We start from the raw sequence: 15497 nt of genomic DNA on the forward strand, positions 1-15497 counted from the left end.
CATAGTGGTGTAACCGTGTGGTGGTCGGCGCGTTGCTTGTTATGGGTGCGGTCACCGTGTGATCCTTCGAGAAAGCTCTCTACTTCTGACTCGAAACATTTTGGAGGCACGACGATGACCGCTCCTCGTATTATCGACCCTGCTGGCCTGCTTGGCGAGGCGTTGTCCCAGGCGTCCCCGGATTTGATGTGTTCCTTGCTCCAGCATGTCATTAACGCGTTGTTATCAGCGGATGCTGATGCGGTGTGTGGGGCCAGTGGGGTCAACAAGATCCGCAACGCCAGGCCCAGCGCAATGGGTATCGCTACCGGCCCCTTGGACACCAGGGTCGGCACCATTGACGTGGCAATCCCCAAGCTGCGCTCAGGCACCTACTGTCCAGAGTGGTTGTTGCAGCGCCGCACACGCTCCGAAAGCGCTGTGATCACAGTGGTCGCTGACTGCTACCTAGCAGGAGTGTCCACGCGCCGCATGGACAAGCTCGTCAAAACCCTGGGGATCACAGGACTGTCCAAGTCCCAGGTCTCACGCATGGCAGCCGACCTGGACGAGCACGTGGACCAGTTCCGCAACCGGCCCCTCCACGATGCCGGGCCGTTCACGTTCGTCGCCGCTGACGCACTGACCATGAAAGTACGCAAAGGCGGACGCGTCCTCTCGTGCGCGGTCCTGGTTGCCACCGGAGTCAACAATGACGGACACCGCGAAGTACTGGGGGTGCGCGTGTCCACCAGTGAAACCGCTGCGGCGTGGAAGGAGTTCTTCGCTGACCTGGTCGCCCGAGGCCTGACCGGCGTGCGCCTGGTCACCAGTGACGCCCATCTGGGCCTAGTTGAGGCCATCGCCGCCAACCTGCCCGGAGCCACCTGGCAACGATGCCGCACCCACTACGCCGCTCATCTCATGCCATCACCCCCAAAGCGCTATGGCCCGCCCTCACAGCGATGCTGCACTCGGTGCAGCCAGCCCGACGCCGCCTCGGTCAACGCTCAATACGACCGGCTCTTGAACTACGTGCACGACAAGCTCCCCGCCGTGTGTGACCACCTCGATCACGCCAGGGCAGACATCCTCGCGTTCGCGTCCTTCCCCACCGGGGTATGGACCCAGATCTGGTCCAACAACCCCAATGAACGCCTCAACCGCGAAATCCGCCGACGCACCGACACCGTAGGAATCTTCCCCAACCGCCAGGCCATCATCCGCCTGGTCGGAGCCGTCCTCGCCGAACAAAACGACGAATGGGCCAAAGACCGACGCTACCTCAGCCTCGATGTCCTCACCAAATCACGACTCACACCACAACCCACCCAACAGGAGGACACCCCACTCCACCTCAGCGCATAACCCACCCCGAAGGACACAAAACGATTACACCACTCCACAGGACTCGACCGTTTTTGGTCGCAACGTGTGCCCGGTTGTCACTGTGGACTATGACTGCTTGGTCGCCACCCTGCCCTGTTTGTGTGTTGTTGCTCTGTGCGTGCCAGATTTGTGCTGCATGTACCGAAGCCTTGTATTCTAATACCCCTGGGGGTATAATCAATGCGGTTGAAAGAGCAGTCCGTTGAGACAGAAAGTGAGCGGAACATGCGAGTAGTGGTCGTCGGAGGAGTCGCGGGCGGCATGAGTGCGGCGGCGCGCCTGCGCAGGCGCGACGAGGGCGCCGAGATCATCGTCCTGGAGCGGGGGAGCTACGTGTCCTTCGCGAACTGCGGTCTCCCGTACTACGTCGGCGGCGAGATCGAAGACTCCGCCAAGCTCCTCCTGCACACTCCGCAATCCCTCAAGGCAGCTCTCAACCTGGACGTGCGCATCAACTCCGAGGTGACCGCGATCGACCTCGACGCCCACTCCGTCACGGTCGCCAACTCGGATACCGGCGAGGCCTACACGCTGTCCTACGACTACCTGATCCTCTCACCCGGCGCTCTCGCCGCCCGTCCGCCGATCGACGGCCTCGACTCCCCGCGCGTGCACACCCTGCGCACGGTTGACGATGCCCTCGCCCTGCGCGAAGCCTCGGGCACCCGCGCCATCGTGCTCGGTGCCGGCTTCATCGGCATCGAGGCCGCCGAGGCCCTCGCCGCTCGCGGTTTCGAAACCCACCTCGTCGAGCTCGCCGAGCACGTCCTGCCGCCGCTCGAGGTCGAGATGGCAACGCTGGTTACCCAAGAGCTGCGCGGCCTCGGCGTGCACGTTCACGCGGGCGTCGCCGCCCAGACCATCGCCCACGCTGACAACAACGATGTCGTCACCCTCTCCGACGGCACCGTTCTGCACGCCGACGTCATCGTCCTGTCCGCCGGCGTCCGCCCCGACACGGCGGTCGTCGAGGCAGCTGGCATCCAGACCCGCCGGGGCTACGTCGTCATCGACGATCACGGACGCACCAGCGCCGACGACATCTACGCGATCGGCGACGGCACGATCGGCCGCGACCACGACCGCCCCGTCGCCCTGGCCGGTCCCGCGAACCGCGGCGGACGCCTCATCGCCGACGCGATCACCGACGCCGAACGTGGCGAGGCCACCGCCCGACCTATCCCGAGCCCCCAGGGAACGGCCATCGTCCGGATCGGGAGTCTCACCGCCGCCATGACCGGCGCAAACCGCCAGGCGCTCGATGCCTCGGGCACTGAGTACTTCACGGTGCACACACACGCCAACCAGCACGCGGGCTATTTCCCCGGTGCCCAGCCCGTGCACATCCTCATGCACGTGGGCGCAGGTGGCGAGATCCTCGGCGCGCAGGCCGTGGGCACCGACGGCGTGGATCGCCGCATCGACGTCATCGCAACCGCGATGCGTGCGGGACTGAAGGCAGCCGACCTGATCGACCTGGACCTGGCCTACGCGCCGCCCTACGGCCAGGCCAAAGACCCCGTCAACCAGACCGGCATGGTCGCCCACAACGTGGCGACCGGCGAGCTCATCCTCACCGGCCCGGACACCCTCACCGAGGACATGCCAGTCCTCGATGTGCGTACGCCGGGCGAGTACGCTGCCGGGCACATGCCCAACTCCCTGAACATTCCCCACACACAGCTGCGCGACCGCCTGGACGAGGTGCGTGCCTGGGTCGATGAGAACGCACACGAGCAACCCTTCGTCGTCATGTGCGCAGCCGGCGTGCGCTCCTGGATCGGCTACCGCATCGTGCGCGCGGCAGGCTTTGATGTGACCATGCTGTCGGGCGGTATTCAAACGTTGCGCGCGTGGCTCGGCGACCGCGCCGCCACGGTGCTCGTTAAAGAATAGGGGAGAGGCATGGCGACGCAGACGCAGATTGTGAACCGACTCAAGCGTGCTCGTGGGCAGCTTGACGCCCTCATCGAGCAGCTGGAAAGCGGGGACGGAAACTGCCGGGAGGTCTTGACTCAGTTCGCGGCCGTCAACTCCGCGATGAAACGAGCCAGCTACCTCGCGGTTGCGACGATCATGTCGCAGTGTGCGCAGGAGGTTGTCGGCTCGCGGGACGAGGCCGACCCTGAGTCGGCGCGAACGGAATCGTTCGTGGCTGCGGACAGGGTGACGATGGATGAGCTTGAGCAGCTTTTCCTCCGCCTGACCTAAAGCGTCGATAGATCCACTATCGCGAATAGAACAACCACCAATGCGCAACGACTCCCCAGAGGATCCAAGGCGCGAGTTTCAAGGAGATAATCATGTGTCGACCCACCACCTGCGAAGTATGCGGAAAGACCACCTGGAAGGGCTGCGGCAAGCACATCGACTCGGTGAAGGAGAAGGTTCCCGTAGATCAGTGGTGCGATAAGGACCATTCCGACGAGGAGTACGCCGCCGTCGAGAAGAAGCGCGGTTTCTTCGGCAGCTTCTGCAAGTAGGCGTCACCCCTCTGGTAGCGTCGCGCGCGCCGCGACGCTCGTTGAATGACGCCCATTTCGAGGCTTGCACAGTGGACGTGTCAAAGAGCTTTTTTCTTCATGCGACGCGGCTATCATTGAGTCATGAGGTGGGCGACAAAATCAACGTGGTTTCGTATCGCCGTGCTGTTCGGCATCTACCTGCTGGTGCCGGCGGCGTGGTTTAGTCTCTCGCGCGTCTCGGACTCGATGGAGATCGTGAAGAGCCTCGTGTTCCTGATCCTGCTCGCGATCCTACCGATCCTCGCGATGGGCTTCGGTGCTTGGGACGGCGTAAAGGAGGGCTTTAGCCTCCTGTGGCTGCTCGCGCCCTTCGTGTGTTTCCTGGCACCGATGTACCTGTTCCTCAATGACAGTGCACTCATCTACGGGGTGGGTTACAGCCTGCTCGGCTTCGGGGCCCATTGTGTCGGTGCCTTCATCCACGCGCGTTCCTCGCGGCGGATGTAGGTGTGCAACGGGCCGATTCGCGCGCTGAAGGCGACTACGCGGATATGTCCCCGTGCGCAGACCCCGTTTCACCCCGGTGTCGCTTTCTCGGGCGTAGCATTTCCTGTATTGCGACGGCTCAAGGCCCGCGCAACGCACAAGCACACGGAGGAGCTGGCATGATTTGGGATCGAGTTGCCCCGCTCTACGACCTCGCGGTCAACGCGCTCAACAGGAGGGTGTACGACGGGACGGGCGATGCCGTTGCCAGGTTGATTCGCCCCGGTGACACCGTGCTCGAATGTGCGTGCGGAACGGGCGCGATTAGCGCTGCCATCGCCCCCGCATGCGCGCGTGTGGTTGCGACCGACTATTCCGAGGGGATGCTCAAGCAGGCACGCAAGAAGCTCGCGAAACACTCGAACGTCACCGTCGAGCAGGCGGATATCACCGACTTGCGCTACGCGAACGACTCGTTCGACGCCGTCGTGGCGGGCAACGTCATCCACTTGCTGCCTGAACCGGGCGACGCGCTCAAGGAACTCAAGCGGGTCGTGCGCCCGGGTGGCACGATCATCGTGCCCACCTACGTGATTCCCAAGAAGCGGGCGTACACCATGTTCCTGAGTGTGATCTCCCGATTCGGCGTGCACTTCCAGGAGCACTTCGACCCGGTGTCGTACCGGGCGTTCTTTGAGCGTATGGGCTGCATGGGCGTCACCTACCGCGTCGTGCGAGGTCGAATTCCCTGCGTGATCGCCTCCTTCACGAACGATCAGTAGATGCCGAGCCCAGGGCGACGTTCCGCAGCATCGCCCCGTAGGTGACCGAGTCGCGGCTCATGCGCTCGCAGTGCCCCCAGCCGGGCCAGACGCGCAGTTCGGCCTCCGGATAGAGGCGAGGGATCATGCGGCGCGCGAGCCGCAGGTCCGAGTCTTTCTCCCCGTACGTGAAGGTGCAGCGCCGCTGAATGGCGGGGGAGAGGGGCGGCAGGCTGACATGCGAGCAGTCGCGCACGATCGCGCGGATGCTGTCCTCGCTCATCGCGGCAAAACTGGCAACCATCGAGCGCGCAGCCTCCTCGCCGTAGAGGCGCTGGAGCTTGCGTGCCCCAGCCTCGGGATCGCGCACGGCCTTCCGGTGTTTCGCGACCATCACCCGGCTGAGAACGGCCCCGCCGACTCGGGCCACGGGGCCGCCCGAGTAGAAGCTCACTCCCTCGATGAACAGTCGATCGAACGAGAGGTCCGGGAAACGCAGCAGCTCGAACAGGATCACCCCGCCGAGCGACGCCGCGAACCCCAGCGACAGGCGACTCATCCCGTTAGAGACCAGCCACTGGTGGATTGCTGCCGCTTCCGCTGCCGCCGATACGTAGGGGGCCGAGGCCTCGTCCCCGTGGGCCGACAGGTCCGGTACGAGGAAGCGCAGTCCGGAGCCCATGTGGTCGCAGAGCGAGGCCTTCATGCTCGAGGCCGAGGATAGCATCGGGTGAATGATAAGGACGGCGGGGCAGTCCTGCCCGCAAGGCCCGTAGACGTGCATTCGCATAGTTGTAGATTCGATGTGAATAAGGGTGAATTACTGGAATAACTCAAGTTTAACAAGATGTGAACGTGCAAATACCTGTATTTCTGAGTAATTCTAGGTGAAACGAGTCGAAACGTTACGATATGTTGCGGTAGGTTTGACTTGGTGTGGAAGAATTCTGAAGATGCCCCTGGTGTAATCAGATTGTGTCTGAAATAAATGTGCTTGTTTTCTGATGGAAAAGTAACTGATCTGTGTAGAATTTTCGTATGAGCGATTTTCAGTTAGAAATAGGTGACAGTATTAGTGGTCTACTTACCGATGGTGTAGAAGGTGCTCCATGGGTTGGAGCGACGCTAAAGGTGGACCGTCGCAGAGGTCTACTGGTCGAGGTGCCGTATCTGCAGGGCGCGGATGATGGGCAGTTTGAACATGTTCGACACTGGTTTGAATCGCGGAAAGCTCCGACGATTATGGAGCTACTTACCCCAAAAGGTGCTGTCGGCTTATTTGGTATCGTATGGGTGGGCTATCGTGCGCCATTTGGGGGCTGGAAGGCTTCGGTTGGTAAGCTTCAGCCCTCAGTTGCAGTACTTGAATCGCGTAATGGGCGATTTGAAGACCCTCTTGTTATAGATGAAGTATATAGCTGGATTGATGGTCTGCATGGCTGGTCGGGCTTGAGTGCTGTGAGTATTGAACCTTCAGTAGATGAGAGGAATATTGCCAATGAGCTTACGCTGACGGTGAAGTCGGAACTGGTGCTTGAGTGGGTGCAAGGCAACGCGAATATGCGGATTCAATCAATTTGGTCTGAGGTGTCTGAGTCAGATGGATATCAGCGAAAAGTCTTGATTGCTGATGATGTGTCACTGATTAGCTCTTTTCCTTCAGGTCCGAGGGGTTTTGAAGATCATTATCGTGAACAACAGAAGGTTCGTCACTTCATGACGTTCATGTATGGGCAACAATTGTTCTTTCGGCGCCATGCTCTCCGTGATGAACGGTATTCTTTTATGCTTGATGGTCGAGAAGACTTGATCAAGCCGCGCATCCAGCTTATTAGTTGTAGGACGTTTGCTGACTCCGTTCGTGACGTGCCCTCTCGTGATAAGTTGAACGATCTGCTTGCTAACTTCCATGCGGTCGGTGCGGATGGTATGGAAGCGTGGTGTGTTGAGTATGAGAAGTGGGAACGTTTTATTCTCCCGAGTGTGAATGTTCTTGGTCGTGATGGTGTGTTTGCTGAAGATGTCATCCTCTCAACGTCGATGAGCATGGAAGCGGCCGGTGAGCTGATTGGTGAGTGTGATGGTGAGGAATGTTTGAAAGGTAGGGGCAGAAATCTGCCAGTCGCATTGTGTATTTACCGGTGTTTGCATGTTCTTGAGTTGGAGCTGCCAGGTGAATTCAGTGGCATGGTTGCTTTGTCTAGGGCCATTGCAAATACGTATAACGCTATTAAGCATTCAAGCCGTGGTAGTTTTCCTGATGGTCGCGAAGTCAGGATAGTATGTGACCTTAATAAGCTGATTGTTAGACTTCTCGCATTGCATGTTGCGAAAGTTGATTTAAATGCTGTTATTCGGAGTTATGTTTCGCTAGCTTTAGATAACATTGTTGCCAAGATGTCGTGGTGGTCTATGAGTGTTGATGAGGATGGTAAGTGGCGTTATGAAGTGTGAGTAGTGTGTTTAGATGTATTGAATTGTGGTGTTTCTTGATTTGTTGCGGGGCTATCGGTGGTGATGAGGCCGAGGACAGCATCGGGTGAATGATGAGGGCAGCGGAGCATTCCTGCCCGAAAGGCCCGTAGACGTGCATCTTCATGGCATCGCCCCACAGAAGTTGCCGGGCGAGCCGCTGCGCCCGGATGGGAATGATGAATGGAATGGTAGCGCCGTGTCGGCTCGAAGGGGCTCGCTTCAACGCAGCAAACGGGCGAGGGGACCAACTGAGTCAATAAGCTGTTGAGCGCCTACTGGCCTCCGCGCGAGAAGACGGGTAGTGTTGCCACGTTAGCCCCCTATGAAGGAGTGAATGATGCTCGTTGTGACGACCCCGACCGTTGAGGGTGCGCCCGTCAAGCAGTACATCGGCATGGTCTCCGGTGAGGCGATCTCCGGCGTCAACATGTTCAAGGACTTCGGTGCGAACCTGTCCAACATGTTCGGTGGCCGCGCCTCCCAGTACGAGGAAGAGATCGGCGGCGCCTCCGCGACCGCCGTCAACGAAATGTGCGCCCGCGCCCAGGCCATGGGTGCCAACGCGGTCGTCGGCGTGAAGGTCGACTACTTCACCGCCGGCACCAACAACGGCATGCTCGCCGCCATCGCGACGGGCACCGCGGTCATTCTCTGACCCATATCCGCGTGCCACTGAGCACGCGACTCATAACCCGCCAGGATATGGTTCGGACCCAGTGTCCGCGCTCTCCTCGGCGGGTTTGTCGTTGGTAGCCACCGCCGCAGAAATTAAGGTCAACTATTGTTACTAAGGCCTCGCTAAGAAGAGCTAGTCTACGGCGAAAAGATGGGCGCGTAAAGCCCTCGACGGATGGTGAGAAGAAAACTTTTCAGTAAGGGTAGGTAACCCTATCCTAGACGCTGGGTTATGCCGTATCCACGGCCATGTCCCTGACCCAGTTGTCAACCAAGTGAGCCATAGATGTCCCAACGCACAACCTCGGCATTGGTGCTGCTAACCGCGGGCACCCTTGCCATGACCGCCGTGACCACCCCGGCGGCTTTCGCGGCCAACAGCCGCGAGGAAAGCCAGTCGGGTGTCCCCGCCCCCGCCTCGTCCGTCGACGCCCAGTCCGGCGCCCCGCAGTCGGGAGCCGCCGACGAGGCCGGGGCCGAGAACCCGACCACCACCCCCGAGACCGTCCCCACCGACGACACCCCGACGACGATCATCGTCCAGCTCGAAGACGGCTCGGTCGGAATCCCGTGGTACCAGCGGGTCTTCGGCCTGTCGTCCTCAACCAAGCACGAGACGGTCAAGGAACGCATCGAAACCTCGGTCGAGGCAGTGGTCCCCGGTGCGGACATCACCGACGTGCGCGACTACACGCACGCGTTGGACGGTTTCGCGATCCAGGCCCCGGCCTCGTCCCTGGGTGCCATCAAGGCGACCGAGGGCGTCAAGGCTGCGTTCATCGAGCGCCACCACAAGCCGATGGTCGTCGAGGGGGACGCGGGCGCGCTGGGCGCCGAGGCCGTGGACCCGGCCCTGCAAAACGCCTCCTCCCTGGAGATGACGCGCGCGAACCAGACCACCCAGAAGGGGGATCGTCAGGTCGTCGAGGTTATCGACACGGGCATCGAGGCCACCCACCAGGCCTTCTCTGGCTCCATGGATGGCGTTGACGTGCGCCTGAGCCAGGGTGACGTCGAGGCCCTCGTCGGCAAGCTGCCGCACGGCAAGACCGGCGCCTACCTCAACAACAAGATCCCCTTCGTCTTCGACTACGCGGACAACGACGCGGACGTGCTGCCCAAGTCCAGCAAGGACCTGTCGCACGGCACCCACGTCGCCGCGATCGCCGCCGCCAACGCGGCTGACCTGCAGGGCACCGCGCCCCACGCGCAGATCATCGTCGCGAAGGTCGCCTCCGACAAGGACGGATCGATCCCCGACAGCACGGTCCTGGCGGCCCTCGACGACGCGGTCGTCATCAAGCCCGACTCGATCAACCTCTCCCTCGGCGAGGATGCGGGCATGGGCACCGAGGCCGGAACCATGTACGCGGAGGTCTACAAGAACCTCGCCAACGCGGGAGTGACCGTCAACGCCGCTGCGGGTAACTCCTACTCCAGCGCCTACTCCAACTACAGCGGCAAGAACAAGCCGTTCGCGACCGACCCCGACGCCGGCACGGTCTCCGAGCCCGCGTCCTACAGCTCGACCCTGGCCGTCGCCTCGGTCAACAACCAGGACGCACTGCCCTACCTGACGGTGGGGGAGCGCCAGGTCGTCTACCGCAAGTCGCGCGGCCTCAAGGACGCCGTCGTACCGAGCCTCCTCGACATCCCCGAGGCCACCTACACCCTCGTCTACGCGGGCATCGGTGACGCGGCGGCCCTCAGCAAGCTCATCGCCGAGCACCCCGGAGACCTCTCCCAGGTCATCGTCCTCGAAGACCGCGGCGGCTCCGACAGTGCGACGGGCGCGGACATGACCCACGAGGCCAAGGTCAAGGGACTCACCCAGCTGACCTCCAAGCCCGCCGCCCTCATCATCGGCGACTCCGAGACGGTCGAAAACCCGTACGTGGCGACGATCGAGGCCACCCACACGATGCCGACCGTGACCATCACGAAGAAGGAGAAGGACGCGCTTATCGAGGCCATCAAGGCCAGCGAGTCCGGCTCCATCAACATCTCCAATCCGCACGCGGGCCTCAAGCTCGCCTCGACCAACCCGTCGATCTCCGACTTCACCTCGTGGGGTGTCACGCCCGATCTCAAGCTCAAGCCTGAGATCGCTGCCCCCGGCGGCAACATCGTCGCGGCTGTCCTGGGCAACACGTACCGATCCATGTCGGGAACATCCATGGCGACCCCGCAGGTCGCGGGCATTGCGACGCTCGTGCGCCAGCGCGTGAACAACGACCCGGCATTCGCTGGCCTGTCGGAGGTGGACAAGGCCGCGATTGTCACCACCCTCATGATGGGCACCGCCCACCCGCTGCTCGACATTGACCAGAACGACGGCACCTACTACTCGCCGCGCCGCGTGGGCGCCGGCCAGGTGGACGCCCTCGCAGCCACGACCACGACCGTCTACCCGCGCGTCGTGGGAGCCGAGAATCCGTGGCGTCCCAAGGCTGACCTCGGAGAGGGGACGACCGGCTGGACCTTCCAGGTCACGCTGACGAACGTCTCCGACACCGCCCACACCTACACGCTGGGCGGCCAGGCGCTCTCCGAGATCGTCGAGGGGGGCCTCTTCACTGAGCACTCCAAGAACTGGGCGGGGCAGGGCATCGACCTGACCTACTCCGCTGACTCGGTGACCGTGCCCGCCAAGGGCACCGCGACCGTGACCGTCACCGTGACCCCGCAGGGCGCCTTCGCCTCGTACGCGAACGCGAAAGCGCCGAAGGGCACGTTCATCGACGGCGCCGTGACCTTCACGAGCGCCGACGGTCAGCCCGACCTGACCGTCCCCTACATGGGCTTCTACGGCTCCTGGGGCGCGCCCGCCGTCTTCGATGGCAAGTGGTACGACGGTACGACGAGCACCGCGCACGCCTGCTCATCGACCCTCATCAACCCCGCGACCGAGGTTCCCCTGGGCGCCCTGAACCCGCTCGCCGGACAGGAAATTGACGATGTGCGCGCGGTCGACCCCGCGTACTTCATCATGTCGCGCTCTGCGCTGCCCGAGGCTCCCTCGCGCATCCTGCCGCGCACCTGCCTGTTGCGTAACTCCCCGAAGGTGACCTACACCTACACGAACGAGGCCGGCGAGGTCGTGCGTGAGTACACCTTCGAGCGCGCCCGCAAGTCCCTGTTCAACTACCACGCCAGCAAGGTCGAGCCCATCGAAAGCCAGGAAGGCAACAACCCCGTCTTCGATGGCTTCGACAAGGATGGCAAGGAGCTGCCCGCGGGCCGCTACAAGCTGACGATCGATGCGGCCTCGGTCGCGCCTTCGAGCGTGGCCTCGCAGCTGACCTGGGATTTCACCCTGGACACCGAGGCTCCCCTCATCTCCAACCTGACGGTGACCGGCGAGGGCGACGAGCGCGTCGTGTCCTTCGACGTCACCGACAACTCTCCGCTAGCTGGCATCGCTTTCTCCGAGTCCCCGACCTCGCGTCGCTACTACGACGAGAAGGAGGCCGTGGGCGCGAACCGTCAGGCCGACGGCACTTACGCCAAGCACTACGAGATCAAGTGGGCCGACCTCATCGACCGCGCGGACTCCTCGGATCCGGCGACCGCCTACCTGTTCGCGTGGGACTGGGGTAAGAACCAGGCCCGTCAGGTGATCCGCTTTAGCACGATCCCGATGACCTCCCTGTCGCTCACTCCGCAGGACTCCGAGGTTGTTGCGGGCGAGACAGTCGCGCTGAGTCCATCTTACGAGCCGGCGAACGCGAATGTCACCGACCTCGTATGGACGTCCTCGAACGAGGCCGTCGCCACCGTGAACGACAACGGCGAGGTCCGCACCCTGGCCGCCGGCGAGGCGACGATCACCGCGACCGACGCGTCCCAGCCGACCCTGTCGGCCAGCGCTCGGATCCGCGTGCGCACGATCTCTGAGGACGCGGGCATCGAGCTCGCGGACACCCAGGTGACGCTCAAGGTGGGCGAGATCGCCCCCGTGAAGGCCTACCTGGCGCCCTCGCTGAAGGACCGCGCGGTGACATGGAGCGTGGAGCCGGCCGACCTGGCCACGGTCGCCGCCGACACTGACACGCGCAAGGCGACCCTGACCGCCGGCGATCACGCTGGTTCGGGCACGCTGACCGCCACCGTCACCACCGAGGCCGGCGCTACTAAGACCGCGTCCATCGCAGTCACGGTGCGCGCCGCCGACGCCGACGACTTCGAGATCAACGAGGCCGGCGTCCTCGTCAAGTACAAGGGTTCGGCCACCGAGGTCACCCTGCCTGACACCGTGACCTCCATCGGCGAGCGCGCCTTCGCGAGCACCACCGTGGAACACGTGACGGTCCCCGCCTCGGTGCGTTCCATCGGCCTGGAGGCCTTCATCTACAGCTCGCTGAAGAAGATCACCTTCGTCGACGATGAGACCCACCCCGCCCAGCTGACCATGATCGCCGACCGCGCGTTCGCCAACACGAGCCTCGAGGCCATCGAGCTGCCGCATTCCGTGGTGACGATGGGCGCGGAGGTCTTCGACTACAACTCGGCGCTCACCACGATCAAGCTGGGCCCCAACGTCGCCGCCGACTCGGTGACCTCGGGCTACGCCGAGACCGCCGCGCTGACCAGCGTCGAGGTCGATCCCGCGAACCCGAACTACGAGAGCGTGGACGGAGTCCTCTACTCCAAGGACCACTCGCGCCTGATCCTGTACCCGGCCGCCAAGAATCCTGGCGGCGCGTACACGGTCCTGGATGGTGTCGCGACGATCGCGCCTAAGGCATTCCAGAAGGCTGGCATCACCTCCGTGACACTGCCCGACAGCCTACGCACGATTAAGGACGAGGCCTTCCGCCTCTCTGCGCTCACCGAGGTCACCCTGCCCGAGAAGTTCGAGACGGTCGGCACCTGTGCCTTCTGCTCCGCCGACAAGCTCGCGACCATCGACCTGGGCGGCACGATCTCCCTGGGCGGCAGCGCCTTCGAATCCACGAGTGCGAAGAACGGGGTCAATTACCGGCCCGAACTCGGACGCCTGACCACGATCGGCGACTTCGCGTTTAGCCGCACGGCGCAGTCCTCCGTGACCCTTCCTGACTCGGTGACCGCGGTCGGCGAGCAGGCGTTCTCGGAGAGCACGGCCCTGACCTCGTTCCACATCGGAGCGGGTGTCACGTCCTTCGCTGAGACCGCCCTGTACAACGACCGCAAGATCGCGACGCTGACCGTTTCCGCCGACAACCCGGTGTACTCGGCCGAGCACAACGTCCTGTACCGCAAGACGGGCGATGGCCTGCACCTGATGCTGTCTCCGGCCGCCAACACTCTCACCGACTACACGGTGCGCGCGGGCACGGTCGAGATCGGCGCGACGGCATTCGCCAACAACAAGACGCTCACCCGTGTCGTCCTGCCCGACGGCCTCAAGGTCATCGGCGACGACGCCTTCGCGGGCACAACTGCCCTGACCGAGCTGGTCATCCCCGAGTCGGTCGAGCGCTCGAGCGGCGTCACCGGAAACTCCCTGGAGCTCGTCGAGTACGGCTCCAAGGTGACCTCGATCCGCATGGAAGGTAGCTGGGTTCCCATGCCTCGTCGCATCGTCGTGCGCGGCGGTGTGGACGGCTCCTTCGTGTACGACGGTCGCCCGACGAACGGACGCCGCCAGAGCGCCTACTTCGGCGAGGGCATGACCCGCGTGTCCTTCGGCGTGGACGTCCCGCGCGTCCTCGTCCTCCCCTCGACGCTCACCCGACTCGACCTTGAGCCGGAGTTGAGCGACGAGAAGAAGGACGACACCCACGTGTACGTCGCCGCGGCCGAAGGTTCGCAGGCGTGGAACGTCGCCAAGGACGCCCTCGAGGCGGCCGGCATCGACCCCTCGCACCTGCACACCTACACGGGTGCGTCGATGACCCTGGCGGGTACAAACATCGCCGAGGCCGGGGGAAGTTACACGTACACGGGTGAGATCGGTGCGTCGGTCGACGTGACGGCTGAGGTTGCCGGTGGCATCGCCGGCACGCAGCAGGTGCGCGCCGTGCAGATCGGAGCGGATGGTACCGAGACGCTCGTGCGCGACTGGACGACGGTGACGGACAGCGGGGATCGAGCTGCGGCCTCCTCCGTGACCTTCCCGTGGACCCCGTCCGCCGCGGACGTGAGCCTGCGTGTGCAGGTGCGCGACGCCTCGTACCTGACGAGCACCCTCATGATCAAGCTGCCGGGTACCCCGGACCCGACACCGGCGCCTGAGCCGACGCCTGCACCTGAGCCGACGCCTGCTCCGTCTCCGGACCCGACGCCCGCTCCGTCTCCGGACCCGACGCCCGCTCCCGAGCCGACTCCGGCTCCTGCCCCGCAGGACGGCCAGTGGGTGAGCGACTCTGTCGGCTGGTGGTACCGCTATGCGGATGGCACCTATCCGGCTGGCCGGACGGTGCAGATCGGTAACTCGATCTACCGCTTCGGTGCGGATGGCTACATGCGTACTGGCTGGGCGAGTGAGGATGGCGCGTGGTACTTCCACAATCCGTCTGGTGCTCAGGCGAGTGGCTGGGTGAAGGATGGCTCTTCCTGGTACTACCTGAACCCGACGTCCGGACAGATGGTGACGGGATGGATCCTCGATGGGCTGACCTGGTACTACCTGACACCCGGCAGTGGCGCGATGGCGACCGGTTGGGTCAAGGATGGGTCCTCTTGGTACTACATGGCCCCCAGCGGCGCGCTGACCACCGGCTGGCTGCGCCAGGGCTCCTCCTGGTACTACCTGAGCACCGACTCCGGTGCGATGGTCACCGGCTGGCTGCAACGGGGGTCCTCCTGGTACTACCTGCACCCCGCGGGTGGCGCCATGGCCACCGGCTGGCTGCAGCTGGACGGAGCTTGGTACTACTTCGACCCGAGCAGCGGAGTGATGGCCACCGGCTCCCAGCGGATCGGCTGGCGTTCCTATCGCTTTGCTGACTCAGGACAGCTGATGAACTGACCTGTTACCAGGCTTCCCACACGCCCCCGGAGATCATCCGGGGGCGTGTGCTTGTCTCACCACCCATTCGTCATTTGTCGCCATGGCGGGTCAACCCAGGGTGCGACGTGCGCATCTTGTTCGACCATTCGGTCGATCATGAAGTAAATCGCCTGAGTAACGGGCGGTTAGGGTCGTTGTCAGAAGCGATCAATATAGATTGTTGGTGTTCTTGACAGATTGAGTGGAAAGATGCAACAAAACCCTAGAAAAACTCGATGAGAAGGAGGTGAATCAGCTAGGTGATGCCAAGCTTTCGTGAAAGGGCTAAGT

At 63.0% G+C, this 15497-nt stretch carries 10 protein-coding genes; 9 read left to right on the forward strand and 1 reads right to left on the reverse strand.

All coding sequences use genetic code 11. From position 1 onward, the window contains the following. Positions 1-114 precede the first annotated feature (114 nt). From FOC40_RS04125 to FOC40_RS04150, 6 genes are all read left to right on the forward strand, one after another. A complete protein-coding gene (locus tag FOC40_RS04125) occupies positions 115-1347 on the forward strand; it encodes an IS256 family transposase (protein WP_003794348.1) in 1233 nt (410 codons plus the stop codon). A gap of 246 nt (positions 1348-1593) precedes the next feature. Next, the gene (locus FOC40_RS04130) at positions 1594-3264 is read left to right on the forward strand and encodes an FAD-dependent oxidoreductase (RefSeq protein WP_039929229.1); all 1671 of its coding nucleotides are present in this window, start codon (positions 1594-1596) and stop codon (positions 3262-3264) included. A gap of 9 nt (positions 3265-3273) precedes the next feature. After that, on the forward strand, positions 3274-3579 hold the full coding sequence (locus FOC40_RS04135; RefSeq protein ID WP_003794343.1) for a metal-sensitive transcriptional regulator: 306 nt from the start codon (positions 3274-3276) through the stop codon (positions 3577-3579). Positions 3580-3671: 92 nt separating this feature from the next. Further along, positions 3672-3851, forward strand: coding sequence for a hypothetical protein (locus tag FOC40_RS04140; protein ID WP_003794341.1), 180 nt, complete (start codon positions 3672-3674; stop codon positions 3849-3851). Between the two features lie 123 nt (positions 3852-3974). Beyond that, positions 3975-4340: a hypothetical protein gene (locus FOC40_RS04145; RefSeq protein ID WP_003794339.1), complete on the forward strand. Its 366-nt coding sequence runs from the start codon at positions 3975-3977 to the stop codon at positions 4338-4340. A gap of 158 nt (positions 4341-4498) precedes the next feature. After that, complete coding sequence (locus FOC40_RS04150; RefSeq protein WP_003794338.1) at positions 4499-5101, forward strand: class I SAM-dependent methyltransferase; 603 nt, start codon at positions 4499-4501, stop codon at positions 5099-5101. Here the strand turns inward: FOC40_RS04150 and FOC40_RS04155 are convergent. After that, entirely contained in the window at positions 5085-5807 is a 723-nt protein-coding gene (locus FOC40_RS04155) for an alpha/beta fold hydrolase (RefSeq protein WP_231126060.1), read from the reverse strand. The genes FOC40_RS04150 and FOC40_RS04155 overlap by 17 nt on opposite strands. A 311-nt stretch (positions 5808-6118) precedes the next feature. Here FOC40_RS04155 and FOC40_RS04160 point away from each other — a divergent pair, with 311 nt between their 5' ends. The 3 genes from FOC40_RS04160 to FOC40_RS04170 all read left to right on the forward strand — a co-directional run bounded on the left by FOC40_RS04160 (position 6119) and on the right by FOC40_RS04170 (position 15185). Next, entirely contained in the window at positions 6119-7534 is a 1416-nt protein-coding gene (locus FOC40_RS04160; protein WP_131240496.1) for a hypothetical protein, read from the forward strand. A 358-nt stretch (positions 7535-7892) separates the two neighbouring features. After that, the gene (locus FOC40_RS04165) at positions 7893-8210 is read left to right on the forward strand and encodes a heavy metal-binding domain-containing protein (RefSeq protein ID WP_034465938.1); all 318 of its coding nucleotides are present in this window, start codon (positions 7893-7895) and stop codon (positions 8208-8210) included. Positions 8211-8516: 306 nt separating this feature from the next. After that, the gene (locus FOC40_RS04170; RefSeq protein ID WP_003794330.1) at positions 8517-15185 is read left to right on the forward strand and encodes a leucine-rich repeat protein; all 6669 of its coding nucleotides are present in this window, start codon (positions 8517-8519) and stop codon (positions 15183-15185) included. The last annotated feature ends 312 nt before the right edge of the window (positions 15186-15497 follow it).

The organism is Schaalia odontolytica (assembly GCF_009730335.1).
GTDB lineage: Bacteria > Actinomycetota > Actinomycetes > Actinomycetales > Actinomycetaceae > Pauljensenia > Pauljensenia dentiphila.